The sequence below is a fragment of the Micromonospora sp. WMMD708 genome, assembly GCF_049315245.1.
Classification (GTDB): Bacteria; Actinomycetota; Actinomycetes; order Mycobacteriales; family Micromonosporaceae; genus Micromonospora; species Micromonospora wenchangensis.
This window is the reverse complement of record NZ_CP186060.1, coordinates 1,553,107-1,576,914: the sequence shown is the minus strand read 5'-3', so window position 1 is coordinate 1,576,914 and position 23,808 is coordinate 1,553,107. Positions and strand designations below refer to the sequence as shown.

At 73.9% G+C, this 23,808-nt stretch carries 25 protein-coding genes; 13 read left to right on the top strand and 12 right to left on the bottom strand.

Features of this window, described 5'->3' with window-relative positions:
* Nucleotides 1–29: 29 nt before the first annotated feature.
* Together ACN260_RS07270 and ACN260_RS07265 are read right to left on the bottom strand one after the other, a co-directional pair.
* The gene (locus ACN260_RS07270) at nucleotides 30–863 is read right to left on the bottom strand and encodes a cytochrome c (RefSeq protein WP_204927835.1); all 834 of its coding nucleotides are present in this window, start codon (nucleotides 861–863) and stop codon (nucleotides 30–32) included.
* Nucleotides 864–935: 72 nt separating this feature from the next.
* Entirely contained in the window at nucleotides 936–1,535 is a 600-nt protein-coding gene (locus tag ACN260_RS07265; protein ID WP_088644671.1) for a cytochrome c oxidase subunit 3, read from the bottom strand.
* Nucleotides 1,536–1,643: 108 nt separating this feature from the next.
* Here ACN260_RS07265 and ACN260_RS07260 point away from each other — a divergent pair, with 108 nt between their 5' ends.
* The 5 genes from ACN260_RS07260 to ACN260_RS07240 all read left to right on the top strand — a co-directional run bounded on the left by ACN260_RS07260 (nucleotide 1,644) and on the right by ACN260_RS07240 (nucleotide 5,432).
* Nucleotides 1,644–2,693, top strand: coding sequence for a cytochrome c oxidase assembly protein (locus ACN260_RS07260; RefSeq protein ID WP_422755252.1), 1,050 nt, complete (start codon nucleotides 1,644–1,646; stop codon nucleotides 2,691–2,693).
* Between the two features lie 176 nt (nucleotides 2,694–2,869).
* A complete protein-coding gene (locus ACN260_RS07255; protein WP_088644669.1) occupies nucleotides 2,870–3,265 on the top strand; it encodes a hypothetical protein in 396 nt (131 codons plus the stop codon).
* A gap of 86 nt (nucleotides 3,266–3,351) precedes the next feature.
* On the top strand, nucleotides 3,352–4,398 hold the full coding sequence (gene trpD / locus ACN260_RS07250) for an anthranilate phosphoribosyltransferase (RefSeq protein WP_422755251.1): 1,047 nt from the start codon (nucleotides 3,352–3,354) through the stop codon (nucleotides 4,396–4,398).
* 229 nt (nucleotides 4,399–4,627) lie between these two features.
* Nucleotides 4,628–4,831 (top strand): hypothetical protein, encoded by a 204-nt coding sequence (locus ACN260_RS07245; protein ID WP_422755250.1) that lies wholly within the window; start codon nucleotides 4,628–4,630, stop codon nucleotides 4,829–4,831.
* Nucleotides 4,832–5,021: 190 nt separating this feature from the next.
* Nucleotides 5,022–5,432, top strand: a complete 411-nt coding sequence (locus ACN260_RS07240) for a VOC family protein (protein WP_422755249.1) — start codon at nucleotides 5,022–5,024, stop codon at nucleotides 5,430–5,432.
* Nucleotides 5,433–5,577: 145 nt separating this feature from the next.
* On the opposite strand, the gene ACN260_RS07235 is transcribed toward ACN260_RS07240, so the two are convergent.
* Both ACN260_RS07235 and coxB read right to left on the bottom strand, forming a co-directional pair.
* Nucleotides 5,578–6,006, bottom strand: a complete 429-nt coding sequence (locus tag ACN260_RS07235) for a cytochrome c oxidase subunit 4 (RefSeq protein ID WP_420118887.1) — start codon at nucleotides 6,004–6,006, stop codon at nucleotides 5,578–5,580.
* 10 nt (nucleotides 6,007–6,016) lie between these two features.
* Nucleotides 6,017–6,988, bottom strand: a complete 972-nt coding sequence (coxB, locus tag ACN260_RS07230; RefSeq protein ID WP_088644664.1) for a cytochrome c oxidase subunit II — start codon at nucleotides 6,986–6,988, stop codon at nucleotides 6,017–6,019.
* Between the two features lie 170 nt (nucleotides 6,989–7,158).
* Between coxB and ACN260_RS07225 the strand changes: the two genes are divergently transcribed.
* Together ACN260_RS07225 and ACN260_RS07220 are read left to right on the top strand one after the other, a co-directional pair.
* Nucleotides 7,159–8,310, top strand: a complete 1,152-nt coding sequence (locus ACN260_RS07225) for a cysteine desulfurase family protein (RefSeq protein WP_422755248.1) — start codon at nucleotides 7,159–7,161, stop codon at nucleotides 8,308–8,310.
* A gap of 101 nt (nucleotides 8,311–8,411) precedes the next feature.
* The gene (locus ACN260_RS07220; protein WP_422756643.1) at nucleotides 8,412–8,627 is read left to right on the top strand and encodes a sulfurtransferase TusA family protein; all 216 of its coding nucleotides are present in this window, start codon (nucleotides 8,412–8,414) and stop codon (nucleotides 8,625–8,627) included.
* Here the strand turns inward: ACN260_RS07220 and ACN260_RS07215 are convergent.
* The gene (locus tag ACN260_RS07215; RefSeq protein WP_422755247.1) at nucleotides 8,603–8,935 is read right to left on the bottom strand and encodes a hypothetical protein; all 333 of its coding nucleotides are present in this window, start codon (nucleotides 8,933–8,935) and stop codon (nucleotides 8,603–8,605) included. The two genes, ACN260_RS07220 and ACN260_RS07215, sit on opposite strands and share 25 nt — an antisense overlap.
* A gap of 63 nt (nucleotides 8,936–8,998) precedes the next feature.
* Here ACN260_RS07215 and ACN260_RS07210 point away from each other — a divergent pair, with 63 nt between their 5' ends.
* Together ACN260_RS07210 and ACN260_RS07205 are read left to right on the top strand one after the other, a co-directional pair.
* Nucleotides 8,999–9,565, top strand: coding sequence for a DUF5753 domain-containing protein (locus ACN260_RS07210; protein WP_422756642.1), 567 nt, complete (start codon nucleotides 8,999–9,001; stop codon nucleotides 9,563–9,565).
* An 18-nt stretch (nucleotides 9,566–9,583) separates the two neighbouring features.
* Nucleotides 9,584–9,793: a DUF397 domain-containing protein gene (locus tag ACN260_RS07205; RefSeq protein WP_422755246.1), complete on the top strand. Its 210-nt coding sequence runs from the start codon at nucleotides 9,584–9,586 to the stop codon at nucleotides 9,791–9,793.
* Between the two features lie 78 nt (nucleotides 9,794–9,871).
* Here ACN260_RS07205 and ACN260_RS07200 read toward each other — a convergent pair whose 3' ends face one another.
* The 4 genes from ACN260_RS07200 to ACN260_RS07185 all read right to left on the bottom strand — a co-directional run bounded on the left by ACN260_RS07200 (nucleotide 9,872) and on the right by ACN260_RS07185 (nucleotide 13,148).
* Nucleotides 9,872–10,372 carry an AAA family ATPase gene (locus tag ACN260_RS07200; protein WP_422755245.1) on the bottom strand — a complete coding sequence of 167 codons (501 nt, stop codon included), beginning with the start codon at nucleotides 10,370–10,372 and terminating at the stop codon, nucleotides 9,872–9,874.
* Nucleotides 10,369–11,346: a carbohydrate kinase family protein gene (locus tag ACN260_RS07195; RefSeq protein ID WP_422755244.1), complete on the bottom strand. Its 978-nt coding sequence runs from the start codon at nucleotides 11,344–11,346 to the stop codon at nucleotides 10,369–10,371. Before ACN260_RS07195 ends, ACN260_RS07200 begins: the two co-directional genes overlap by 4 nt.
* Before the next feature lie 106 nt (nucleotides 11,347–11,452).
* Nucleotides 11,453–11,821 (bottom strand): iron-sulfur cluster insertion protein ErpA, encoded by a 369-nt coding sequence (gene erpA / locus ACN260_RS07190; protein WP_204959360.1) that lies wholly within the window; start codon nucleotides 11,819–11,821, stop codon nucleotides 11,453–11,455.
* Between the two features lie 190 nt (nucleotides 11,822–12,011).
* On the bottom strand, nucleotides 12,012–13,148 hold the full coding sequence (locus tag ACN260_RS07185) for a glycerate kinase (protein ID WP_422755243.1): 1,137 nt from the start codon (nucleotides 13,146–13,148) through the stop codon (nucleotides 12,012–12,014).
* A gap of 94 nt (nucleotides 13,149–13,242) precedes the next feature.
* Here ACN260_RS07185 and nadA point away from each other — a divergent pair, with 94 nt between their 5' ends.
* From nadA to ACN260_RS07170, 3 genes are all read left to right on the top strand, one after another.
* Entirely contained in the window at nucleotides 13,243–14,442 is a 1,200-nt protein-coding gene (nadA, locus tag ACN260_RS07180; protein WP_422755242.1) for a quinolinate synthase NadA, read from the top strand.
* 239 nt (nucleotides 14,443–14,681) lie between these two features.
* Nucleotides 14,682–16,037 carry a UDP-N-acetylglucosamine 1-carboxyvinyltransferase gene (gene murA, locus ACN260_RS07175; RefSeq protein ID WP_422755241.1) on the top strand — a complete coding sequence of 452 codons (1,356 nt, stop codon included), beginning with the start codon at nucleotides 14,682–14,684 and terminating at the stop codon, nucleotides 16,035–16,037.
* 119 nt (nucleotides 16,038–16,156) lie between these two features.
* Nucleotides 16,157–16,762 (top strand): DUF3043 domain-containing protein, encoded by a 606-nt coding sequence (locus ACN260_RS07170; protein WP_422755240.1) that lies wholly within the window; start codon nucleotides 16,157–16,159, stop codon nucleotides 16,760–16,762.
* Between the two features lie 7 nt (nucleotides 16,763–16,769).
* Here ACN260_RS07170 and ACN260_RS07165 read toward each other — a convergent pair whose 3' ends face one another.
* From ACN260_RS07165 to ACN260_RS07155, 3 genes are read right to left on the bottom strand one after another with little or no spacing between them, the layout of a single operon-like run.
* The gene (locus ACN260_RS07165; RefSeq protein ID WP_422755239.1) at nucleotides 16,770–17,750 is read right to left on the bottom strand and encodes an ABC transporter ATP-binding protein; all 981 of its coding nucleotides are present in this window, start codon (nucleotides 17,748–17,750) and stop codon (nucleotides 16,770–16,772) included.
* Nucleotides 17,747–18,568 (bottom strand): ABC transporter permease, encoded by an 822-nt coding sequence (locus ACN260_RS07160; RefSeq protein WP_422755238.1) that lies wholly within the window; start codon nucleotides 18,566–18,568, stop codon nucleotides 17,747–17,749. The genes ACN260_RS07165 and ACN260_RS07160 overlap by 4 nt, the downstream gene beginning before the upstream one ends.
* 22 nt (nucleotides 18,569–18,590) lie before the next feature.
* Nucleotides 18,591–19,439 carry an ABC transporter permease gene (locus tag ACN260_RS07155; protein ID WP_422755237.1) on the bottom strand — a complete coding sequence of 283 codons (849 nt, stop codon included), beginning with the start codon at nucleotides 19,437–19,439 and terminating at the stop codon, nucleotides 18,591–18,593.
* Nucleotides 19,440–19,600: 161 nt separating this feature from the next.
* Here ACN260_RS07155 and ACN260_RS07150 point away from each other — a divergent pair, with 161 nt between their 5' ends.
* Entirely contained in the window at nucleotides 19,601–23,803 is a 4,203-nt protein-coding gene (locus ACN260_RS07150; protein WP_422755236.1) for a WG repeat-containing protein, read from the top strand.
* The last annotated feature ends 5 nt before the right edge of the window (nucleotides 23,804–23,808 follow it).

Here is a 23,808-nt window from a genome sequence, read left to right as displayed (position 1 = left end):
CACGGCAATGGTGTTGACGATCCGCCCGGTCACGACTTGCCTGCAATCCACAGGCTCGCGAAGACCAGCGCGACGATGCCCACCAGGAAGATCGCCAGGCCCTCGGTGGACGGTCCGTACCGGCCGAGGTTGAAGCCACCCTGGTCCTGGTCGGCCTTCAGGGTCTCCTGGATGTAGGCGATGATGTCCGCCTTCTGCTCCGGGGTGATCTGGTTGTCGCCGAACACCGGCATGTTCTGCGGGCCGCTGAGCATCGCGGCGTAGATCTGCGCGTCGCTGGCCGGGTTCAGGCTCGGGGCGTACTTGCCGGAGGAGAGCGCACCGCCGCCACCGCCGAAGGCGTGGCACTGCGAGCAGTTGATCCGGAACAGCTCGCCACCGGTGGCCAGGTTGGCACCCTCGCGGAGGTTGCCCTGCGGGACCTGCGGGCCCCCGCCGAGCTCCTGGATGTACTGGCCGAGCTGGCGTACCTGCTCGTCGGTGAAGACCGGCGGCTTGCGCATGGCCTGCGCCTCCTGCCGGGCCATCGGCATCCGACCGCTGCCGACCTGGAACTCGACCGACGCGGAGCCCACCCCGATCAGGCTCGGGCCACGACCCTCGACACCCTGGGCGTTGCGGCCGTGGCAGGTCACGCAGCTCACGTCGAACAGCGCCTTGCCCTCGGCCGCGGCGCCGGTGAGCGGCGGGTTTTCCTGCGCCTGCACGCCGGGGGCGAAGACGGTGTAGGCGCCGCCGGCCAGCGTCAACGCGGCGATCAGCCGGAACGCCGCGCCCAGCCGGCGGCGGCCCCTGCTGCGCGCCGCGGGCCGCCCGCGCAGGCGCGCGAGCAGACCGCGTCGGCGGTCGTTGTCAGAAGTCATGACCTGTGTCCTTAACCGGTTGGACCTTGTCTCAGGGGACGGAGCAGCGGCGCGGAACCTGACACGCCAAGATCACTGAAGCCAGTAGATCATGCCGTACAGCCCGATCCACACGACGTCGACGAAGTGCCAGTAGTACGACACGACGATCGCCGACGTGGCCTGGGCCGGGGTGAACCGGCCCATGGTGGTGCGGATCATGAAGATGATGAAGGCGATGAGACCGCCGGTCACGTGCAGGCCGTGGAAGCCGGTGGTCAGGTAGAACATCGACCCGTACCCGTCTTCGTTGATCTTCACGCCCTCGTGCACCAGGGTCAGGTACTCGTTCGCCTGGCCGAGCACGAAGATCAGGCCCATCACGAAGGTGATCGTGAACCAGCGCCGCAGGGCGTGGACGTCACCCTTCTCGGCCGCGAACACACCGAGCTGGCAGGTCACCGAGGACAGCACCAGGATCACCGTGAAGGTGGTCGCATAGGGGATGTTGAGGACCTCGGTGTGCTTCTCCCACTGCTCCGGCGCCGCCGCGCGGATCGAGAAGTACATCGCGAACAGCGCCGCGAAGAACATGAGTTCGCTGGAGAGCCACACGATCGTCCCGACGCTGACCATGTTGGGCCGCGTCAGAGAGTGGATCCGGCTCTTGTCAATGGCTGGGGCCGCAGTCACGCGGTCATTATTGCCCTTGACCGGGGCGGGCGATCAGCGGGGGGCCAAACCCGGGGCGGGGATGGCCCGATCGTGGCGGTCCGGTTCGCCTGGCCTAGCCTGAAAAGCGTGCTGCACGTCGATTCGATCTTCGCCGCCACCTCGGCGACCCCGCCCACCCGCCTCGCGGCCGGCGGCGTCGAGGTACCGCCGCCGTTCGACATCACCCGGGTCTTCACCGAGACCCGGCTGGACAGCTGGCTCGCCCTGGGCCTGGTCCTCGCCGCCGGCCTCTACCTCTACGGGGTCCACCGGCTGCGGCTGCGCGGCGACAGCTGGCCGGTGATCCGTACCGTCTGCTTCCTCGGACCGGGCCTGGGCGGCATCGCCGCGGTCACGGTCAGCGGCCTGCACGCCTACGACACCGCCCTGCTCTCGGTGCACATGGTGCAGCACATGGTGCTGTCGATGATCTCCCCGATCTTCCTGGCCCTGGGCGCGCCGGTCACCCTGGCGCTGCGCACCCTGCCGGTCGGCCCGCGCAAGCGGCTGCTGGCGGTCGTGCACAGCCGGATCGCCCGGGTCTACAGCTTCCCGCTGGTGGCGTTCGCCATCTTCGTGGTCAACCCGTTCGCGCTCTACTTCACCGACCTGTACCGGTACACCCTCGAACACGCCTGGGCGCACGAGCTGGTGCACGCGCACTTCATCATGACCGGCTGCGTGTTCTTCTGGCCGCTGCTCGGACTCGACCCGCTGCCCGGCCGCTGGCCGTACCCGGCGCGGGCGCTGCTGATGCTGCTGTCGGTGCCGTTCCACACCGTGCTCGGGCTCACCGTCATGCAGAGCACCACGCTGTTCGGCGGCGACTGGTACCCCTCGCTCAACCTGGCCTGGTCCGACCCGTGGAACGACCAGGTGGTCGCCGGCGGCATCCTGTGGGCCGGTGGCGAGTTCGTCAGCGTGACGATGATCGCGGTGCTGGTGGTCCAGTGGATCAAGCAGTCCGAGCGGGAGGCCCGCCGGGTCGACCGCGAGCTGGACCGGCAGGAGGCCCGCGACCGCGCCGCCGGGGCCGCCGCTGTCCCCGCCGTGGCCACCGCCACCTCCGACGCCGCGACCACCGCCCCCGCAGATCCGCCTCCCACCCCCGCCGCGGCCCCCGGAACCCCTTCCTGAGCTGCCGCGACACCCGGTCCGCCGGGGGCCGGCGGGCAGGATGTCGGGTACGCCACACCGCCCGGTACGATCAGCGGGCAGCAACGAGGAGTACAGCCCATGAGTGAGCGCAGCGAGCGAGTCAGGCTCAGTGCGACGGTGCCTCATCACGGCACGGAGCGAAGCGGAGTGCCGGCATGAGCGAACGTCTCTGCACCGTCCTGCTCTACAGCGACGACCAGCAGGTCCGGGACCGGATGCGGCTGGCCGTCGGCACCCGTCCCGCGCCCGGCATCCAGATCGAGTTCGTCGAGGCGTCCGACTACGCCGGCTGCGTCCGGCTGGTCGACGACTACGAGATCGACCTGATGCTGCTCGACGGCGAGGCCAGCCCCGGCGGCGGCCTCGGCATCGCCCGCCAGATCAAGGACGACCGGGACGACGCCCCGCCGACGTGCGTGGTCATCGCCCGGGCCGCCGACCGGTGGCTCGCCTCGTACGCGCAGGTCGACGGCGTGCTGATGCACCCGCTCGACCCGGTGACCACCGGCACCACGGTCGCCGAGCTGCTGCGTACGCACGCCGCCGCCTGAGTCCCAGACACTCGGCGGCGCCCAGGCGCCCGGGGTGACGGGCGCACCCGTCCACCCGCACCCCACGCCCGCTCGGGAGGCCCACCATGGGCGAACGGACCTGGCCGCACCTGCTCAACGCGCTGCTGCGCGGCGACGAGCTGTCCACCGCCGACACCGCCTGGGCGATGAACGAGATCATGGCGGGTGCCGCCGTACCGGCGCAGATCGCCGGCTTCGCGATCGCGCTACGGGCGAAGGGCGAGACCCCTGCCGAACTGGCCGGCCTGGTCGAGGCGATGCTCGGCAACGCGGTGCCGGTGACGCTGCCGGAGGAGTTGCGGCGCACCTCGGTCGACGTGGTGGGCACCGGCGGTGACCTCGCCCACACGGTCAACATCTCCACGATGACCGCGCTGGTGGTGGCCGGTGCCGGGGTCCGGGTGGTCAAGCACGGCAACCGGGCCGCCTCGTCCCTGTGCGGCACCGCCGACCTGCTGGAGTTCTTCGGCGTACCACTGGACCTGGGTCCCGATCAGGTGGCCCGGTGCGTGGCCGAGGCGGGGATCGCCTTCTGCTTCGCGGCCCGGTTCCACCCCGGGATGCGCCACGCCGGCCCGGTCCGGCGGGAGATCGGCGTGCCGACCGCGTTCAACTTCCTCGGCCCGCTGACCAACCCGGCCCGGCCGCACGCCGGCGCGGTCGGTTGCTTCGACGCCCGGATGGCCCCGGTGATGGCCGAGGTCTTCGCCCGCCGGGGCGACTCGGTGATCGTGATGCGCGGCGAGGACGGCCTGGACGAGTTCACCACCGCCGCGCCGACCCGGGTCTGGGTGGCCCAGCAGGGCACCGTACGGGAGGCGCTGCTGGACGCGGCCGACCTCGGGGTACCCCGGTCCACCCTGGCCGACCTGCGGGGCGGCGACGCGGCCCACAACGCCGCCGTGGCCCGGCGGCTGCTGGCCGGCGAGACCGGTCCGGTCCGCGACGCCGTCCTGGTCAACGCGGCCGTCGCGCTGGCCACCCAGACCCCGCTGGACGGCGACCTCACCGAGGCGGTGCGCGCCGGCATGGCCCGGGCCGCCGAGTCGATCGACTCGGGGGCGGCGGCGGCCGTCCTGGACCGCTGGGTCGACGTCGCCCGCTCCCTCTGATCCGCCGTTCCGCCCGGCACCGCCCGCCCCGCTCCCCCGGGGCGGGCGGTGCCGGGCCCTGGCTGCGGGGCTGGCGTGCCGCGCCCTGCGCTGGCGGGACTGGCGTGCCGCGCCCGGGGCTGGCGGGGCTGTGTCGGAGGGGCGTGGGAAACTACACGGGAGTAGTTCTTCCGTTTCCGGCGATGGCGGCGATGTCCATCGGCGGGTTCCGGAGCGAGAGGAGACGCCCGTGTCGGACCGCGAGCTCTACTGCGACACCTGCGAGGGCGTTCAGCCGTTCGAGGCGCCGCCGTGCGCCGACGGCCACGGCGTCGACTGCCCCGAGCTGCTCTGCACCGGCTGCGGCGCGGCCGTGCTGATCGCCACCTTCGCCTTCCAGCCCGCCCGCCTGGCCGACCGCCGCCGCCCGTCTCCCGGTCGTCACGCCGCCTGACAGTGGGGCACAGCCGGCTCCCGGCCCCAGCCCGGTGAGCCGCAGCCGCCCCTGCGGCGGCACCGCCGGGCCCTGGTCCCGTCGCGGGCTCCAGCCTGGTGAGCCGCATGGCCCGCCCCCCCTGCGGCACCACCGGGCCCGAGGTCCGTCGCGGGCTCCGGTCTGCTGAGCGGCATGACAGGATCACCTGATGCTCCGACTCACGGACTTCATCATCGACTGCCCGGACACGATGCGGCTGGCGGCCTTCTACGCCGAGGTGACGGGTCGTCCGGTCAAGCAGGGCAGTGACGAGGAGTGGGCCGGCATCCGGTTCGGCGACATCGAGTTGGCCTTCATCAGGGTGGCGGATTACCGCGCCCCGCGGTGGCCCGACGGCGGGCACCCCAAGCAGTTCCACCTCGACTTCGAAGTCGACGACATCGAGGCCGAACAGCGCCGCGTCCTGGCCCTCGGCGCGACCCTGAAGCAGGACTTCGTCGGCCCCGAAGGCTACGGATGGCGGGTCTACACCGACCCCGTCGGCCACCCCTTCTGCCTCTGCCGCAACCGGGGTGTCACCTGGACCGACCAGGGACCCGTCTGGCCCGAGCCTGCCTGATCCCCCGGCCCACGAGATCCACAATTGAGCCGGAACAGCGGCATCAGATCACGGCGATACCGCTACTTCGGCCCGCTGGAGTCGATCACCCGACGACGACGGGCCCGCCTCCCGGGTAGGGAGAGGCGGGCCCGTCGTCGTCGGATCAGTGCTCGGCGGTGCGCCGGGTGCCGGAGTAGTACTCGAAGAGCAGGCCGCAGGCGGCGAAGATGACCATCACCAGGCCCAGGCCGAGCAGCCAGAACTGCCAGAACACCAGGCCGAGACCGGCGACCGCGGCGGCCAGCGCCAGCCCGAACGGCCAGTAGCTGCCGGGGCTGAAGAAGCCGATCTCGCCCGCGCCGTCGGCGATCTCACCGTCCGGCCGGTCCTCCGGGCGCAGGTCGATGCGGCGGGAGACGAACCAGAAGAAGCCGCCGCACATCGCGCAGAGCAGGAAGGACAGCAGCAGGGCCACCGTGCCGACCCACTCGACCTGGCCGCCGGAGTCGCCGTAGGTCCACGCGCCGTAGAGGGCCGTCGCGCCGAGCAGGAACACGGCGATGATCAGGAAGATACGCCACTCGGTCTTCATGCCGGATACCTCAGTTTCCCGCGCTCGCGGACGCGTCGTCCGGGTTGAAGTTGTCCTTCGTACGACGGGTGTCGAACGGCTGGGTGGTCTTCGCGTACGGATCCTGACCGATCGCGGTCAGCGCCTCCTGCGTCGACTTGCCGTCCCGCTTGGCCGCGAGGAACTGGTCGTACGCCTCCGGGGAGACCACCCGCAGCTCGAAGTTCATGAAGGCGTGGTAGCTGCCGCACAGCTCGGCGCAGCGGCCCACGTACGCACCCTCGGACTCCAGCTTGGAGACCTCGAACACGTTACGGATCTTGCCGGGCATCACGTCGCGCTTGAACAGCAGCTCCGGCACCCAGAAGGAGTGGATGACGTCGCGGCTGGTCTCCTCGAACCGGATGGACCGGTTGGTCGGCAGCACCAGCACCGGGATGACCTCGCTGGTGCCCAGCACCGACGCCACGGTGTTGGCCTCGGTGCCCTGGCCGTCGCGGTAGTTGAACTGCCAGTTCCACTTGAAGGCGACGACCTCGACGGTGACGTCGGGGTTCTTCGTCGTGCGCACCACGTCGGTCTGGACCACCGCCGTGTAGTAGAAGAGCACGGAGACGATCAGGATCGGCGCGATGGTGTAGAGGAACTCCATCGGCAGGTTGTAGCGGGTCTGCACCGGCAGCTCGTTGCCGCGCTTGCGGTAGCGCACGACGCACCAGAAGATCAGGCCCCAGACGAAGACACCGACCGCCAGGGCGGCGATGCAGGAGGCGATCCACAGGTCGTACATCCGGTGCGACTCGGGGGTGATGCCGCCCTGCGGCCAGCCGAAGCCGTCGACCGAACGGCCGACGTCACACCCGGTGAGCAGAACCAGCAGCGCAGCTCCGCCGAGACCGAGCCCGGCGAGCCGGCCAGCACCACGCCGCCGACGCACACCGGCTCCGGGGGAAGCACCGTGCCGTACGGCCGACGGCCGTACCTCCGAACTCCTTGCGACCACCTGGTCCTGCCTCCCTAGCGCGCCGCGGTGGGGTATTCCATCAGCACCGACGGCAAAGGCGTCACCGACGGTCGCAGATTACTCGACCATGGCGGGCTCGACGGTCTTGGGGTCAGTGTCCGCCCCCATCGGGGGGTGCCGTCCGTTCCCGACGCGATAGCGTCTGCGCCGTGAGTGCCCACCCGGTCTACCTGGACGCGGCCACCGCCGCGCCGCTGCACCCGGTCGCCCGGCAGGCGCTGCTGGCCGCCCTCGACGACGGCTGGGCCGACCCCGCCCGCCTATACACCCGGGCCCGCCGCGCCGGGCAGCTCCTCGACGCCGCCCGCGAGGCCACCGCCGCCACCCTCGGTGTCCGCCCCGACGAGGTCTCCTTCACCCCCAGCGGTACGCACGCCGCGCACTCCGCCGTGCTCGGTGGCCTGGTCGGCCGGCAGCGGGCCGGGGCGACGCTGGTGCACTCGGCGATCGAGCACTCCGCGGTGCTGCACGCCGCACAGCGGCACGTCGCGGCCGGTGGGGCCGCCACCTCCGTACCGGTGGACCGGCTCGGCCGGCTCGACCTGGACGCCTGGTCGGCGGCGGTGCGCTCCCCCGGGGTGGCGCTGGCGACGTTGATCGGGGCCAGTCACGAGGTGGGCACCGTGCAGCCGGTCACCGGGGCGGCCGACGCCTGCGCCGCTGTCGGGGTGCCGCTGTACGTCGACGCGGCCCAGCTCGTCGGCCGGATGCCGGTGCCCGCCGGCTGGTCGGTGCTGACCGCCAGCGCGCACAAGTGGGGCGGTCCGCCCGGCGTCGGGCTGCTGGTGGTCCGCAAGGGCACCCGGTGGGAGTCGCCGTGGCCGGCCGACGAGCGGGAGTTCGGGCGTACCCCCGGGGTGGTGAACCTGCCGGCGGTGGTGGCGGCGGCGGCGAGCCTGCGCGCGGCGGCGGCCGACGCGGCGGCCGAGGCGGCCCGGCTGACGCCCCTGGTGGACCTGATCCGGTCCCGGGTCGCCGCCGACGTGCCGGACGTGGAGGTGGTCGGTGACCCGGTCGACCGCCTCCCCCACCTGGTGACGTTCTCCTGCCTGTACGTCGACGGCGAGGTGCTGCTGCACGCGCTGGACCGGCGCGGCTTCGCCGTCTCCTCCGGCTCCTCCTGCACCTCGTCCACGCTGCGTCCGTCGCACGTGCTGGAGGCGATGGGGGTGCTGTCGCACGGCAACGTCCGGGTGTCGCTGCACCGGGAGACCACCGAGGCGGACGTACGGCGGTTCCTCGCCGAGCTGCCCGGGATCGTCGCCGAGCTGCGCGCCGACGCCGGCGTGGTGGGCCTGTGACCACCCCGCCCGGGCCGGACGGCCGCCGGACCGGCGCGGACGGCCTCCCGACCGGGCCGGGCGGCGGCGAGGCGGGACCGGGCGGCGACGGGGCCGGCCCGGTGGAGGTGCTGGACTGTCGGGGGCAGCGCTGCCCGCTGCCGGTGATCGCGCTGGCCCGCCGGCTGCCCGAGCTGCCCGTCGGCACGGTCCTGCGGGTCCTCGCCGACGACCCGGCCGCCGCCGTCGACATCCCCGCCTGGTGCCGGATGCGCGCCCAGGAGTTCGTCACCGCCCTCCCCGACGGCCCGGCCTACGAAGTACGCCGCACCCACTGACCCACCCCAACCTGCTCCGCTCCGACAGGGGTGGGGGTGTCGATCCAGATCAGGTGGAGGCGGCGACCGGTGCGGGTGAAGAGGCGCAACGCACTCTCGGCGGTGGCGAAGTGCCCGGTCGACGTTCTCCCGTCGTGGCGCAGCAGGGCGCTGTCGGGGAAGGCCAGGCCCCAGGCGAAGACCGCGCCGTCGAGGCGGTCGCCGTACTCCTCGCAGAGCGCGAACCGGCGTGGGGCGAAATCGTTCGCGAGGTCGACGAGCATCAGGTGGAACTCCTCGGGCGTGCCGAGCGGCGCGGGGTCAGGCATGAGCACCTCACGCTGGCCGGCCGCTCCGACGCCAGGACCTGGTGGGCACCCTGGGCCGCGGTGATGCCGGACTGGTTCAAGACGTACGTCGGGCTGGAAGGGCTGGCCGACGGGGCGTTCGTGTTCGAGTCGATGGTCATCCCCGGTCTGCTCCAGACCGAGGAGTACGCCCAGGCGCTGACCCTGGGCACCGGATTCGTCCGCCCCGACCACGCCGAGCGTTTCGTGTCGTTCCGGCAGACCCGGGCCCGGCGGCTCACCGACGACGACCCGCTCACCCTGCACGCGGTGATCGGCGAGGCGGCGCTGCGGCTACGGGTCAACGGCGACGAGACCCGGCGGGCCCAGCTCGCCCACCTGGCCACCATGTCCGAGCTGCCGAACGTCACCGTGCAGGTGCTCCGCCCCGAGGACGGCCCGCACGCCGCCGGCGCGATCGGCAAATTCGTCCTGCTGGACTTCGCCAACGTGCGCCCGATCGCCTACACCGAGGTGCTGGACGGGGCGATGTACGTGCAGGACCCGGACGGGGTCCGCACCTATAGCATGGTGGCAGACAACCTGCGCCAGGTCGCCCTCTCGCCCGCCGAGTCGCGCGCGTTGATCAGGGAGTTGGCCGGCGCGGCCTAGCGCCCCCCGGAGGCCACCGTGCGCACCCCCGACCTCACCACCGCCCGCTGGTACACCAGCAGCCGCAGCACCAACAACGGCGACTGCGTCGAGTGTGCCGTCCTGCCCGACGGGGTGGCGGTGCGGGACAGCAAGGACCGGTCCGGCCCGGTGCTGATCTTCCCCGCCCGTCAGTGGGCGGCGTTCGTCGCCGCCGCCCCGGCCCGCTCCCCCGGTCACGCCGGCTGACCCGCCCGACGCGGGCCGCCTTCCCCGGAACCGGCCGCACGCCAGGTGCCCGGACCGGGACAGCGAGTCGGGCCGGGATCAGGTGAGGTAGCGCAGGATCGCCGGGAGCGGGTCGATCGGGATGGTGGTGTCGACCACCAGCCGGGGGCCGATCAGCGGTTCGTACCCCGTGCCGCGCTGGCGGGTCTGCTCCCAGGTCGGGGCGAGCGGGTCGGCGGCGTGCCGGGCCTCGACCCGGCGGCGCAGTTCCGCCTCGTCGCCGCAGTACACCTCGATCAGCCGCAGCGGCACCCCGGCGCGTTCGGCCAGCTCGAACCAGAGCCCCCGCGTGCCGGCCGCCGGGTTGGCCGCGTCGACCACCACGCTGGTGCCCAGCCCCAACTGCACCTCGGCCAGCCCGGCCAGCGCCTCGTAACCGGCCGGGCCCACCCCGGGGCCGGTCAGCCCGTGCCGGGCCAGCGCCCGCTCGATCGGGTCGACCGCCAGCACCGCCGCGCCCAGCGCCGCACCGACCTGCCCGGCGAGGGTGCTCTTACCCATCCCCGGCAGGCCGGCGAACACGACCAGGAGCTGCGTCATGGCACCAGGTGCGGCCGAACGTCCTCGGCGGCGGCGTCACCGTACGACTCGGCCAGCCGCTTGACGAACAGGTCGCGGCGTACGTCGTACTCCTGGGTGCCGACCGTCTCCAGCACCAGGGTGGCCAGCAGCGAGCCGACCTGGGCGGCGCGCTCCAGGCCGAGACCCCAGGACAGGGCGGCGAAGAAGCCGGCCCGGAAACCGTCGCCGACCCCGGTCGGGTCGATGGCCCGGATCTCCCGGGCGATCGGTACCCGCAACGGCTCCGCGTCCCGGGTGGCGATCTCGACGCCGTCCTTGCCGAGGGTGGTGACCCGGACCTTCACCCGTTCCAGGAGCTGGGCGTCGGTCAGGCCGGCCTTGCTCTGCAGCAGCGACTTCTCGTAGTCGTTGGTCATCAGGTACTCGGCGCCGTCGATCAGGGACACCACGTCCGCGCCGTCCATCCGGGCGAGCTGCTGGGACGGATCGGCGACGAAGGCGTAGCCCCGGTCCCGACACTCGGCCGAGTGCCGGATCATCGCCTCCGGGTCGTTGGCGCTGACCAGGACCAGGTCGAGGCCACCGAGCCGGTCCGCGACGGGGCCCAGCTCGATGTTGCGGGCCTCACTCATCGCGCCCGCGTAGAACGAGGCGATCTGGCACATGTCGGTGTCGGTGGTGCAGACGAAGCGGGCGGTGTGCGCCACCTCACTGACGTGCACCGAATCGCAGTCGACGCCGTGCCGCTCCAGCCAGGAGCGGTAGTCGGCGAAGTCGGCACCGACCGCGCCGAGCAGGACCGGACGCAGCCCGAGCTGCCCCATGCCGAAGGCGATGTTGGCGGCCACCCCGCCCCGGCGCAGCACCAGGTCGTCCACCAGGAAGGAGAGCGACACCTTGTGCAGCTGGTCGGCGATGAGCTGGTCGGCGAAGCGACCCGGGAAGCTCATCAGGTGGTCGGTCGCGATCGAGCCGGTCACGGCGATCTTCATGTCAACCCTCGGGGTCGGGAGCAGGGCGCGGGTCAGCCTACCGGTCCGGGCGGGACGACGAGGGGGCCGTCCCGGCGCGGGACGGCCCCCTCGGACGGACCGGGACTCAGCTGAACGAGTCGCCGCAGGCGCAGGAGCTGCCCGCGTTCGGGTTGTCGATGGTGAAGCCCTGGGCGTCGATCCGGTCGGCGAAGTCGATGGTCGCCCCGGCCAGGTAGGGGGCGCTCATCCGGTCGACGACGACCTCGACCCCGTCGAAGTCGGTGACGACGTCACCGTCGAGCGAACGCTCGTCGAAGAAGAGCTGGTACCGCAGGCCGGAGCAGCCACCCGGCTGCACCGCGACCCGCAGCCGCAGGTCGTCGCGGCCCTCCTGCTCGATCAGGGCCTTGACCTTCTGCGCCGCGACGTCGGTGAGGACGACGGAAGTGGGGGCCTGGGCCTCGGTCGGGTCGGTCTGCGCTGGCGTGGTCACGTGGAAATCTCCCTGCGCGGTATGGGTCCGGACATCCTGGCCAACAGCACGTCGCGGCCAGTGATTCCCGGTGTGGTCCATCTCCGATGGTACGCCGCCCCGGCGGAGGCCACCCGGCCGGCGCGATCGCCGCCGCGGCCCGCCCCCGGTGGCCCGACCACCGGGCCACCGGCGGAGTGGCCACGGCGGCTCAGCGGCTCCACTGCCGGGCCAGCCGCGCGCCGAGCGCCCGCAGCCCCTCGGCGGGCCGGCCCATCGCCGCCGCCAGCCCGCCGCGTTCCTCGCCGCCGAAGTGCTCCACCAGGCTGTACGCCTCGGTCACCCCGGCGGAGGCGGCCTCCCGCCGGCCGGTGCTCACCCGCCCCGCCAACACCACGCAGGGCACCCCCCGGTCGCGGGCCGCGCCGGCCACCCCGGCGACCACCTTGCCGCGCAGCGACTGGTGGTCGAACGAGCCCTCCCCGGTGATCACCAGGTCGCAGTCGTCCAGCGCGGCGTCCAGCCCGATCGCCCGGCTGACCAGGCCGATGCCGGATTCGCAGCGCCCACCGAGGGCCAGGATCGCCGCGCCGAGGCCGCCGGCCGCGCCCCCGCCGGGCAGCCCGCCGAGGCCGGGCGGGCAGCCGGGCAGGTCCTTCTCCAGCACCGCCGCCCAGCGCTCCAACGCGGCGTCGAGCAGCAGCACGTCGGCCCGGTCGGCGCCCTTCTGCGGGCCGTAGACGTTGCTCGCGCCGTGCAGGCCGAGCAGCGGGTTGTCCACGTCGGTGGCGGCGACCAGGGTGGCGTCGCGCAGCCGGGGCGTCCCGTCGAGGGCGGCGACGGCGGCCAGCGCCGCACCGCCGTACGGCAGGGCCCGGCCGGCGTCGTCGAGCGGGGTCGCGCCGAGCGCGGCGAACAGGCCGGCCCCGCCGTCGTTGGTGCTGGAGCCGCCCAGCCCGACCACCACCGTCCGGGCACCGTGCTCGACGGCGGCGGCGACCAGCGCGCCGAGGCCGTACGAGGTGGTGGCCTTCGGATCCCGTTCGGCGGCGGCCAGCAGGTGCAGCCCGCACGCCTGGGCGCTCTCCAGGTAGCCGGTGCCGTCGGCGGTGAGCAGGATCTCACCGGTGACGGGCCGGCCCAGCGGGTCGACCGTCGGCACGGTCACCCGGCGGCCGTCGAGCGCGCCCGCGAGCACCGTGACGAAGCCCGGCCCGCCGTCGGCGAGGGGACGGATGAGCAGCTCGCCGGCGTCGTCGACCTCGCGCCAGCCGGCGGCGACGGCGGCGGCCACCTCCGGGGCCTCCAGGGTCCCGGCGAACTTGTCCGGGCAGAGCAGCACGCGCATGCCCCGAGTGTGGCAGGACACATCGGCGCGGGGCAGTGTGGCAGCCCACACCGGCAGCGGTCGTGCGAACGGCCCGTTGTGGGACCATGAGGACGTGACTTCGACCTGGGTGGAACCCTCCAACACGGCGACCGCGCTGCTGCTCCTCGGCCGTGGCAGCGACCCCGCCACCGAGCGTGGCGTGGAGTGTCCGGGAGACCTGCCGGCGCCGAGCGACCCGGACCTGGTGGCCCGGGCGACGGCGGCGAAGGCCGCGCTGGGCACGAAGGTGTTCGTCCTCGGCCACCACTACCAGCGCGACGAGGTGATCCAGTTCGCCGACGTCACCGGCGACTCGTTCAAGCTGGCCCGGGAGGCCGCGGCCCGGCCCGACGCGGAGTACATCGTCTTCTGCGGCGTGCACTTCATGGCCGAGAGTGCCGACATCCTCACCAGCGACGCGCAGCGGGTCATCCTGCCCGACCTGGCGGCCGGCTGTTCGATGGCCGACATGGCGGTGCTGTCGCAGGTCGAGCGGGCCTGGGAGGTGCTGACCGACCTGGGTGTCGCGGCGGACACCGTTCCGGTGACGTACATGAACTCCTCGGCCGACATCAAGGGTTTCGTCGGCCGCAACGGCGGCGTGGTCTGCACCTCGTCGAACGCCAGGCGGGCGCTGGACTGGGCGTACGCGCAGGGTTCGAAGGTGCTGTTCCTGCCCGACCAGCACCTCGGCCGCAACACCGCCGTGCTGGAGCTGGGCTACTCGCTCGACGACTGCGTGCTCTACGACCCGCACAAGCCGAACGGTGGGCTCACCGCCGAGCAGGTCCGCGACGCGAAGATGATCCTGTGGCGGGGGCACTGCTCGGTGCACGGCCGGTTCACCCTGGACAGCGTGCAGGACGTCCGGGCCCGGGTGCCCGGCGTCACCGTGCTGGTGCACCCGGAGTGCCGGCACGAGGTGGTCACCGCCGCCGACCAGGTGGGTTCGACGGAATACATCATCAAGGCGATCGAGGCGGCCCCGGCCGGCTCGGCGTGGGCGGTCGGCACCGAGTTGAACCTGGTCCGCCGGCTGGCGCTGGCCCACCCGGACAAGCAGATCATGTTCCTGGACAAGGCCGTCTGCTACTGCTCCACGATGAACCGGATCGACCTGCCGCACCTGGTCTGGGCCCTGGAGGAGCTGGTCGCCGGCCGGGTGGTCAACCAGATCACCGTCGACTCGGACACCGCGCACCACGCCCGGGTGGCGCTGGACCAGATGCTCGCACTGCCGGGCGCCGACACCCCGCCGCCCGCCACCACCTGATCACCCGACGTCACCACCGAGGTACGGAAACGTACCGGATTCCCCGGTTCGTTCCCGTCCCGGTGCGGTGACCGATTCCCATTTCGTCACGGAGGGCTATGCTGCCGGGGCGACGTACCGCGGGGACCGTTTTGGGCCGGCCCCGCTCCGGGTAGCTGGACAGCTCGTACCGGACAGCTGGACGGCATGCCCCATCATCGACTCACCCCGCACCACCCGACGCGCGCTGGAGGTTTGCGTTGACGGACGACGTCCTGGTCGTACACGGAGGTACCCCGCTCGAAGGGCGGATCCGCGTGCGCGGCGCGAAGAACCTGGTCTCCAAGGCGATGGTCGCGGCACTGCTGGGCGACTCGCCCAGCCGGCTGTTCGACGTCCCCAAGATCCGTGACGTCGAGGTGGTCCGCGGGCTGCTCGGCCTGCACGGCGTGAAGGTGACCGACGGCACCGAGGACGGTGAGCTGGTCTTCGACCCGTCCAACGTCGAGAGCGCCAGCACCGACCAGATCAACGTGCATGCCGGTTCCAGCCGGATCCCGATCCTGTTCTGCGGCCCGCTGCTGCACCGCCTCGGCCACGCCTTCATCCCCGACCTGGGCGGCTGCCACATCGGCCCGCGCCCGATCGACTTCCACCTGCAGGCGCTGCGCGAGTTCGGCGCGACGGTCGACAAGACCCCCGAGGGTCTGCACCTGTCCGCGCCGAACGGGCTGCACGGCACCAAGTTCGCCCTGCCGTACCCGAGCGTCGGCGCGACCGAACAGGTGCTGCTGACCGCGGTGATGGCCGAGGGCGTCACCGAGCTGCGCAACGCCGCCGTCGAGCCTGAGATCATCGACCTGATCTGCATCCTGCAGAAGATGGGCGCGATCATCAAGGTGCACACCGACCGGGTGATCGAGATCCAGGGCGTCAGGAAGCTGCACGGCTACACCCACCGGCCGATCCCCGACCGGATCGAGGCGGCGAGCTGGGCGGCGGCGGCGCTGGCCACCCGGGGGCACGTCGAGGTGCTCGGCGCGCAGCAGGCCGACATGATGACCTTCCTGAACGTCTTCCGCTCCGTCGGCGGCGAGTACGAGGTCACCGACGCCCGCCCGCCGAAGCTCGGCGACCCGGGCCAGGAGGGCGGCATCCGGTTCTGGCACCCGGGCGGCGAACTGAACGCGGTGGCGCTGGAGACCGACGTGCACCCCGGTTTCATGACCGACTGGCAGCAGCCGCTGGTGGTGGCGCTGACCCAGGCCCGGGGGCTGTCGATCGTCCACGAGACGGTCTACGAGCAGCGGCTGGGCTACACCGAGGCGCTGAACACCATGGGTGCCAACATCCAGGTCTACCGGGACTGCCTCGGCGGCACCCCGTGCCGGTTCGGCCGGCGCAACTTCAAGCACTCCGCGGTGATCGCCGGGCCGAGCAAGCTGCACGCCGCCGACCTGGTCATCCCGGACCTGCGGGCCGGGTTCAGCCACCTGATCGCGGCGCTCGCCGCCGAGGGCACCTCCCGGGTGTACGGCGTCGACCTGATCAACCGGGGCTACGAGGACTTCGAGGCGAAGCTGGCCAGCCTCGGCGCGCACGTCGAGCGGCCGTAACCAGCCGCGTCCCCCGGCCGGCCCCGACCCCTGCCGTCGGCCCGTCCGACCCGTTCCACCGAGCGCCCGGTGCACCCGTGATGTGCACCGGGCGCCGTCGTATGGCTACCCTTCACCTCGTGCCGTCGCTGTTTCGCCGCAAGTCCGCCGACTCCGACTCCTCCGCCACCGCCCCGGTGGTGACCGAGGAGCCACCCGCCGCGCGCCCCCGGGGCTACACCCCGAGCAAGAAGGAACTGGGCGTCGAGACCCCGAAGCGGCCGGTCGCCGGCCGCCGGCCGGCCGGCCCGACCCGGCCGCTGACCAAGGAGGAGGCCCGGGAGCAGCGCCGCAAGGCGCGCACCGAGGCCGCCGCCGAGTTCCGCCGCGAGGGCGGCCCCCGGGACCGGGGGCCGGAACGGCTGCTGGCCCGCAACGTGGTCGACTCCCGGCGGACCATCGGCACCTGGTTCTTCGGCGGCGCGTTGATCGTGCTGATCGGGTCGAACGCGGCGATGCCGTCGGCGATCCGGCTCGCCTCCAACGTGGTGTGGGGTGCGCTCGCGCTCGGCGTGGTGATCGACTCGGTGCTGATCTCCCGGCGGATCAAGAAGCTGGTGCGGGAACGACACCCCAACAGCGGCGAGCGGATGGGGTCGCTCTACCTCTACGCGATCATGCGGTCGATCACCTTCCGCCGGATGCGCGCCCCGGCCCCCCGGGTGAACATCGGCGACCCGATCTGACCGGCGGTCAGGACGGGCCGCGCGGGTCGGGGGCCGGGTTGCGGTAGAGCCGGGCCACCACGTCCTCGATGTCCGGTTCGACGATCGAGAGGTCACGCAGCGCGACCAACCCGGCCAGCGCGGCGACCACCCCCGCCACCCCCGCCGACTCCAACGCGTAGACCAGCCGGTGGCCGTCCGCCTCGACCCGGTGCAACGCCGCCCCCGCCGGCTGCGGCGGGACCGCCAGCGGGGCGTCCAGGTCGGCGACGACGAGCCGGCGGGAGCCGTACCGGGCGTGCAGGGCGGCGATCGTCCCGTCGTGCACCACCCGGCCGTGGTCGACCACCACCAGCCGGGCGCAGAGCCGCTCGATGTCGGCCAGGTCGTGGGTGGTGAGCACCAGGGTGGTGTCGCCGGTACGGCCCAGCTCGGCGAGGAACCCCCGGACGGCCTGCTTGCTCACCACGTCCAGCCCGATGGTCGGTTCGTCGAGGAAGAGCACCTGCGGGTCGTGCAGCAGCGCGGCGGTCAACTCGCCGCGCATCCGCTGCCCCAGCGAGAGCTGGCGGACCGGGGTGGCCAGGAAGTCGTCCAGGTCGAGCAGGTCGCGGCAGCGGCGCAGCCGGGCGGCGTGCGCGGCGGCCGGTACCCGGTAGAGGTGCCGCAGCAGGTCGAACGAGTCGGCCAGCGGCAGGTCCCACCAGAGCTGGGAACGCTGGCCGAAGACCACCCCGATGCGCAGCGCCAGCCGGGTCCGGTCGGCGACCGGGCGCAGCCCGCACACCCGGGCCCGACCCGCCGACGGGGTCAGCACCCCGGTGAGCATCTTCAGGGTGGTCGACTTGCCCGCCCCGTTCGGGCCGATGTAGCCGAGCATCTCGCCGTGCTCCACCCGCAGGGCGATGCCGTCCACGGCGGTGACGGTCCGCTTCTCCCGGCGCAGCCGGCCCGTCTTCACCCGTACCGTGAACTCCTTGCGCAGCCCGTCCAGCTCGATGACGCTCATGACCCCGTACTCCGGTAGTGGCGGATGCCGGTGCGCCAGGCCGCCGCCGCGACCGCGACGGCGACCAGCGCCACCCCCGGCGCGGCCCAGCCGGCCCACGACGGCAGGCCGAGCGGGTCGGCGCGGCCCAGCAGCGCCAGCGCCGGCTGGTAACTGACGAAGGCGAACCCCAGGCCGTACGCGAAGGCGGCCCGGAACCACCCGTCGAAGACGGTCACCGGGTACGTGGTGAAGTCCCGCCCGCCGTAGGTGACCGAGTTGGCCAACTCGCCGGAGTCGACCCACCAGAACGACACGGTGGCGGTGGCCACGAAGAGCGACCCGAAGAACACCACCCCGGCCAGCGGGGCGACCACCGCCAACGCCACCCGGGCCGGCGTCCAGTCGATCCCGGCCGAAGTCAGCGCCACCACCAGCACGCCCACCCCGAACAGGCCCCGGGACACCTTGCGCAGTGGCAGGTTCATCAGCAGCAGTTGGGGCAGCGCGCCGAGCGGGCGCAGCAGCACCGCGTCGAACAGGCCGGTCCGCACGTGGGTGGGCAGCCGCTCGATGTTGCCGACCAGCAGGTCCGCCACGGCGAAGGCGCTGGACGACAGCCCCACCATCACCAGCGTCTCGCGCAGCGTGAACCCGCCCAGCTCCCGGGTCACCCCGTAGATCACCAGGACGGTGACCACGTCGAACACGGTGGCCCCCACGTTGCCCACCAGGTCGAGCAGGAACGAGGCCCGGTAGGTGGTCTGCGCACGGGCCTGTGCCCCGAGCAACGCCCGGTACGCCCCGAACGTCCCACCCGGCCGAGCCGGACGGTCCACCGCAGTCACCGCCGCCCGGTGCTCAACCACCCTGCACCACCAGCCGACGTTCGGCCCGCCGCTGCACCAGCCGGCAGGCGGCCAGCACCAGCACCGCCCAGCCGAGCTGGAGCGCGACCAGGCCGACCTGGACCGCCGGTGGGTCCCGCTCCACCAGCACGTCGAGCGGGGTCTGCATCAGGCTCGGGAACGGGGTGCCGCACCACAGCACCAGTTGCAGCCAGTCGGGCAGGAACCGCAGCGGAAAGTAGAGCCCGGCCAGCACCCCCGAGCCGAGGGTCCACAGCAGCAGCGGACCCCGCGCGTCCTGCCACCAGTAGGCGGCGGCGTTGACCAGGAACCGGCAACCGAAGCAGAGCACCACGGCGGTCACCACGGAGACCACGAAGAGCCCGACGGTGGGCCACCGGGACGGCAGGTACACGTCGAAGAACAGCGGACCCACCAGGACCGGCGGCAGCAGCCGGGCCAGTGCCGCGTACCCGGCCCGCCCCAGATCGGTGGCGAGGTAGCTGGTCACCGGGTGCACCGGGCGGAGCAGGTCGGCGGCCACGTCGCCGGTACGGATCCGGTCGGCCAGGTCGCTCCAGCCCCAGAGCAGCACCACGGCGAGCAGCCCCTGACCCATCCAGACGAAGGTGGCGAGCTGCGGCCGGTCGTACCCGCCGACGGTCCCGGAACCGGCCGCGGCCAGCAGCACCGCGCAGTGCAGGAAGCCGAACACGGTGTTGGTCACGGCACCGGCCACGGCGGCCTGCCGGTAGGTGGAGTAGCGACGGAAGCCGGCCCGGGATAAAGCCCCGAATGTCCGGAACCATCGGGTAACGTTTGCGCTCGTGGACGGAGCCGCAGTGGCGGTGACCGAGCCCACGCCGTTACCCTCCTTCCGCAGCCCCGCCGTGCCGGACGGGGGACTCTACCGGCATCCCGGGGCGCCCTGCACGACAATTTGCAACGAGGTGACACCGCCGTGAGCGAGCGACGCGAGCCGGGCATCGGGCCGCGCCGCACGCGTGGACCCGGAGCCCTCCGGTGACGGGCTGGTCCGACCGTTGGGACGCCCCCGCGGAACCGTCCTGGGTGATCGAGCCGACCAGCGAATGGCACCCGCAGTTCCCCGGCCAGCGTTATCCCGGCGACCTCGGCTCCCAGTACGCCGACCCCCGGGGACGGGTCACCGCCTCCGGCCGCGCCGAGGTGCCCCCGCTCGCCCCGACCCGCCCCGACGGCACGTACCTCGGCCGGTCCTGGTCCGACCTGGACGACGGGTCGTCCCGCCGGGACGACGCCCGGGACGAGCGGCACGCCCACGACCCGTACCGCCGGCTGGCCGACGAGACGTACCGGGGGCCCGCCGACGAGGCGTACCGGCGGCCGTCGGACGAGCCGGTCTGGCAGCGGGAACGCCGGCAGCCCGCGTCCGGGCGGCCCGACGACCGATCCGACGTCGACCGGCGGACCGACCGGGTCAGCTGGTCGGACCGCCGGCGGGGCGGCGCCGAACCGGCACCGACCGGTTGGCACCGCGACCGGGCCGACACCGACCGGTACGACAGCCCGCCCCGGCAGGAGCGCAGCGCCCCCGGGATCACCCCGGTCTCCCCCGGCCAGCCGCCCGTGTCCCCCGCGCCCCGCCACGAGCCGCCCCGCGACCGCCCCGACCGGTTCACCGAGCCGGACCGGCGGCGCGAACCCGACGAGGGCCCGCCCCGGCGGCGCACCACCAGCGAACGCCCCACCGCCGCACCCGGTCACCGGGTCGACGACGAGCCGCTCCGCCGCGCCGCCGACCGGTACGACCCGCACCCGGCCGGACCCGCGCGGGGCGGTGACCTGCCGACCCGGTTCCGGGACGACGACCCGCCCCGTCGGGACGCCGACCGACGGCCCGCCGCCCACGGGCACGCGGACCGGTGGCAGCGCCCGCCGCACGACACCCCGCCGGCCCGCCCGCGCGACGACACCCCGCCCGGCCGCCCACCGCGCCACGACGGCCGGGGCGCGACGCCGGCCATCCCCGAGGAGCGGTGGCAGCATCCGCGCGGCCACGACGAGCGCCGGCCGGCCCAGCCGTACGAGCCGGCGGCCCGCCACGTGGCGTACCCCGACCTGCGTCCGCAGGACGAGCCGTACCGCGAGCCGTGGGGTCGTAGCGACGCCGGGCCCCGCCCGACCCGGGAACCGGACCACGGCCGCGACGGGCGGCCGGCGTACCCCGCCCGGCACGATCCGCCCACCCGCCACGAGGACCGTCCGGCGGCCCGGACCGCGCCGGGGCAGCCCGGCGACGGTCGTGCCGGCGGCAGCATTCCGCCCCTCGACCCACCGCCCGCCCGTCCGGTGTCCGGGGCACCGGTCTCCGGGTCGCCGGTGTCACCGGCCCCGGTGTCGTCGGCCCCCGTGTCGTCGGCCCCCGTGTCGTCGCCACCCGGCACGACCACGGCGGGCCGGCCCGCCACCGGTCCGTGGGGTCCCCGGCCCGGTCCTCCCCCACCGCCCACCGGCAGCCGGCCGGAGGGCTCCGCCGCACCGGCCCCGCCGGCCAGCCGGCCGACCGCCCTACCACCGGACGCCCCCGCGTCCCCCACCGAGCTGCCCACCCGCAGGCGTCACGCGGCCAGCCGGCCGCCCGTCCCCGCCCCGGACCACGCCGCCCCGGTCTCCGCGCCACCGGCCACCCGGTTGCACGTCGAGTTCCGCCGGCCGCCGGAGAACGCGCCACCGGTCGACCGGCCCACCGGACACTCCCCGACCGCACCCGGGACCGACCGACCCACCGACCCGGGTGCCGCCGGACGCCCGCCGGCGGCACCCCCCTCCGACCGGCCCGCCCTGGAGATCACCCCCGACCGGCCCCGCCGGTACGTTCCGCCGGCACCGGAGTCCGGCGGCACCGGCCGTCCCGTCAGCACCCCCACCACGCCGGGCGGCTCGGCGGCCTGGTTCCGGCCCGGCCGGTCCACCCCCACGCCGGCCACCCCGCCCGACGGCACGACGACGGCCGACCGACCGACGGGCGGTGCCGCGCCCGACGTGGCCACGACCGGACGCCCGGCCACGCCCGACGGGGCACCGACCGGCGGCACGGACGTACCCGTGCCCCGTTCGCCGGCCTCCCCGTCGGATTCCACCGACCCGGGCCCGGTCCCCCCGACGACCGGCGACCCGGGCCGGTCCACCACCCCGCCCGACGGCCCCGCCGACCCCGGCATCCGGGCCTCCGCGGCAACCGGGGTGCAGCCCGTGGACGGCCCGGCCGACGTCGGAGCCGCCGTCCGGCAGCCCGCCGCCGGGCAGCCCGTCCCGGCGACCCCCGACGCCCCCGGTCCGGTCGTCGGGACCCGCCGAACCGCCGGGAGCGGTCCTTCCGCGACGCCGGACCCGGCCACGCCGCTGGACGTGCCGGGCGGGGACGGCCCGGAGAACCGGTCCGGCACGGTGGACGTCGACGCCGGCCCGACCCGGGAGTCCACCCCGGCCGCCACCACCGGGCGCGACCCGGCCGGCGACCACGCCGTCCCGGTGGTCGTTCCCGACCGCACCGTCCCGGTGTCCCCCGCACCCGTCACCGGCGGCACCGGCACCGGTCCGGTCGGCACCGGGCCGGACAGCACCGTGACCGTCGGCACCGGGCCGGACAGCACCGTGACCGTCGGCACCGGCGGTGCCGGTCCGGCGGCCGCTGCCCCCGCTGACGGCACGGCCGGTGCGGTGGCGGCGGACGGCATGACGGAACCGGTCGCGGACGTTGCCGGAGCAGTCGACGGCGTCACCGGACCAGCCGACCGCCCGGCCGGGACTGCGGACCGGCCCACCGCCACCGACCCGGTGGCGACCGGAAGCCGGACCAGCACACCGCAGGAGGCCACCGGGGACCGGTCCACCACCGCGGGCACCCCGGCCGCGACCGGGAACGCCGCGGCGGCGGCCCGGCCGGCCGACCCGGAGCAGGTGCTCGCCGGCTACCGGTGGCGGCTGGACCCGGAGACCCTGCGCGAGGTGGTCGACGACCCGGCGGAGCTACGCGGCATCCGCCGCCGGTTGACCGAGAAGCTCGCCTCGGCACTGGACAACCGGGCCCGCGCCCGGCTGCTCAGCCTGCGGGCGGTGCTGTCCCGGCTGGTCGACGACCTGGACGACGCGGTGGCCGACGGCCGGCTCGCGTTGACCTACGCGGAGGCGACAGGTGAGCTGCGGCGTACCGCGCTGGCCCGGGCACGGCTGGCCGAGGCGCTGCGGTGGAAGGGTGAGTTCACCGAGGCCGACCGGCTGTTCACCGAGGCCAACTCGACGGAACTGCCGGACCGGCTGCGCTCGGCGCTGCACGAGCACGCCGGCCGGTCCTGCTACGACCAGGGCCGGTTGATCGAGGCGTGTGGACACTTCGAACGGGCCCTGGACCTGCACCGGGCCGAGGACAGGGAGCTGACCGACCGGATCGCGGTGTGTCTGGACGCGGTGCACGCCCGCGCGGCGGCCCGGGGCGGCTTCGGGCCGTACCCGCGAAGCCGGGACGAGGTGCGGCACGGCCGCCGGTCCCCGCGCCCCACGCACGACGGCCAGGGTCGCTGGGGGTACGCCGACACCGACGGTGAGCTCGTCGTCGACTACCGGTACGTCGAGGCGCAGCCGTTCCACGAGCGGATGGCCTGGGTACGCCGCCCCGACCAGGCCGGGTGGGAGCTGATCGACGAGACCGGCGGCACCCTGCTCGGTCCCGCGTACGCCCGGGTACTGGCCTTCTCCGACGGCCTGGCCTGGGTGTCGCAGGGCGGCGACGCGGACTGGTCGGCGATCGAGCCGGACGGGACGGTGGTGGTGCCGGCGGGCTTCGAGGAGGTCAGGCCGTTCCGGGCCGGGGTGGCGGCGGTACGTCGGGGCGGCTGGGGGGCGGTGGACCGGCACGGCCGGCTGGTCGTCCCGCCGCGCTACCACGGGATCGACACGACGCTGTCCGACGGCCGCCGGCTCGACGGGTTCACCGACGAGGGGCTGGCCGTGGTGGAGCTGGCCGGCCGGCGTGGGGTGCTCGACCGCACCGGCGCCGTGCTGGTCCGGCCGGTGCACCCGGCGCTGGTGGTGCACCCGGTGGCGTTCCTGGTCGGCGACGGGATGAACCACTGGGGAGCGCTGGACCGGCGGGGCGAACCGCTGATCCCCCCGGTGCACCCCGACTGGGACACGGTGGTGGCGGAGATCGACCGGTTGCTCACCGACGCCCACCCCGTGCTCTGACGCCG

Excerpts from the sequence above, each read along its gene's own strand:
- ACN260_RS07270 (WP_204927835.1), bottom strand. The coding sequence starts at position 863 with ATGACTTCTGACAACGACCGCCGACGCGGTCTGCTCGCGCGCCTGCGC.
- ACN260_RS07255 (WP_088644669.1), top strand. The coding sequence starts at position 2,870 with ATGAGCGAACGTCTCTGCACCGTCCTGCTCTACAGCGACGACCAGCAG.
- trpD (WP_422755251.1), top strand. The coding sequence starts at position 3,352 with ATGGGCGAACGGACCTGGCCGCACCTGCTCAACGCGCTGCTGCGCGGC.
- ACN260_RS07240 (WP_422755249.1), top strand. The coding sequence starts at position 5,022 with ATGCTCCGACTCACGGACTTCATCATCGACTGCCCGGACACGATGCGG.
- ACN260_RS07235 (WP_420118887.1), bottom strand. The coding sequence starts at position 6,006 with ATGAAGACCGAGTGGCGTATCTTCCTGATCATCGCCGTGTTCCTGCTC.
- ACN260_RS07215 (WP_422755247.1), bottom strand. The coding sequence starts at position 8,935 with ATGCCTGACCCCGCGCCGCTCGGCACGCCCGAGGAGTTCCACCTGATG.
- ACN260_RS07210 (WP_422756642.1), top strand. The coding sequence starts at position 8,999 with ATGCCGGACTGGTTCAAGACGTACGTCGGGCTGGAAGGGCTGGCCGAC.
- ACN260_RS07200 (WP_422755245.1), bottom strand. The coding sequence starts at position 10,372 with ATGACGCAGCTCCTGGTCGTGTTCGCCGGCCTGCCGGGGATGGGTAAG.
- ACN260_RS07195 (WP_422755244.1), bottom strand. The coding sequence starts at position 11,346 with ATGAAGATCGCCGTGACCGGCTCGATCGCGACCGACCACCTGATGAGC.
- ACN260_RS07185 (WP_422755243.1), bottom strand. The coding sequence starts at position 13,148 with ATGCGCGTGCTGCTCTGCCCGGACAAGTTCGCCGGGACCCTGGAGGCC.
- ACN260_RS07165 (WP_422755239.1), bottom strand. The coding sequence starts at position 17,750 with ATGAGCGTCATCGAGCTGGACGGGCTGCGCAAGGAGTTCACGGTACGG.